The organism is Rhodococcus tibetensis, from assembly GCF_024438035.1.
Taxonomy (GTDB): Bacteria; Actinomycetota; Actinomycetes; order Mycobacteriales; family Mycobacteriaceae; genus Rhodococcus_F; species Rhodococcus_F tibetensis.
This window is the reverse complement of record NZ_JANFQF010000056.1, coordinates 1-992: the sequence shown is the minus strand read 5'-3', so window position 1 is coordinate 992 and position 992 is coordinate 1. Positions and strand designations below refer to the sequence as shown.

The window sequence follows — 992 nt, the reverse complement described above, 5'->3', positions numbered from 1 at the left end:
ACCGCTACAGCGGAGCGGGTGGTGGCCGCGTAGGCGGCGGTGATCACCGCCGCCCTGCCCAGCTGCTCACCTCGCAGGGCTGCCTGGATCCGATCGGTCTTGGTCTCGATGTCGCGGCGGCGGGCGTTCCGTAGCGCAGCGGTGATCTGACCGCGTGTCAGTCGCGCCGCCGAGGCCGGGTCCGGCGCCTTCCCGAGCAGCTCGAGGGCATCGCCGGCATCGAGGTCGTCGAACGCCTCCAATGCGGCCGGGAAGTACTCGCGCAGCGCGTGCCGCAGTCGCTGGGTCTGGCGGGTGCGTTCCCAGATCAGGGTCTTGTGGGCCCGGGCGAGGACCTTGACTGCCTCGGCCTCGGCGCTGTCGCCGGCCACCGGCCGCAGCTGGTGGGAATCGGTGCGCACCATGTCGGCCAACACGTGTGCGTCGGCGGCGTCGCTTTTGGCGCCCGAAACACTGCTGCGCTCCCGAAAGCGAGCTGCCTGCAACGGATTTACCGCGAACACTGTGTATCCGGCGGCCACCAACGCCGCCACCCACGGGCCACGGTCGGTCTCGATTCCGATCGCCACCTCGGACTCGTCGATGTCGTCGCCGAGTTGGTCGCCGACCATCGCGTGCAACCGGGCAATCCCGGCCACTCCTTCCGGAAGCCGGGCCTTGCTCAGCCTCCGCCCGGCCGGGTCCATCAGCTCGACATCGTGATGCTCTTCCGACCAGTCATCTCCCACGAACAACTGCATTGAGACTCCTCCCATCGTCCTCGAGTTCGGACCACCTTCGGCAGCGTGCGGAAGAACCATCAGCGCCCTAATGAAGCAGTGCTCACGCCGGAGCGGGCACGACATCCCATCAGCGATTCCGTTCTCCCGGCGGACGGGCAGGGGCACGATCTTTTTCAGGACTCCAGGTCCAGGGGGGAAGAGTGCTCACCTGCCCGCCGCTACCGGTGACGAGTCTGCCGTATGAGCGGACTCGCTGACTCTCATTAGGGG

Annotated in this window: 1 protein-coding gene; it reads right to left on the bottom strand. The window is 67.6% G+C overall.

All coding sequences use genetic code 11. The annotated features are described in order from the left end of the window. The coding region (locus NOF53_RS27435) for an IS110 family transposase (RefSeq protein WP_255974819.1) at positions 1 to 740 on the bottom strand (740 nt) is incomplete at its 3' end. Between the last annotated feature and the right edge of the window lie 252 nt (positions 741 to 992).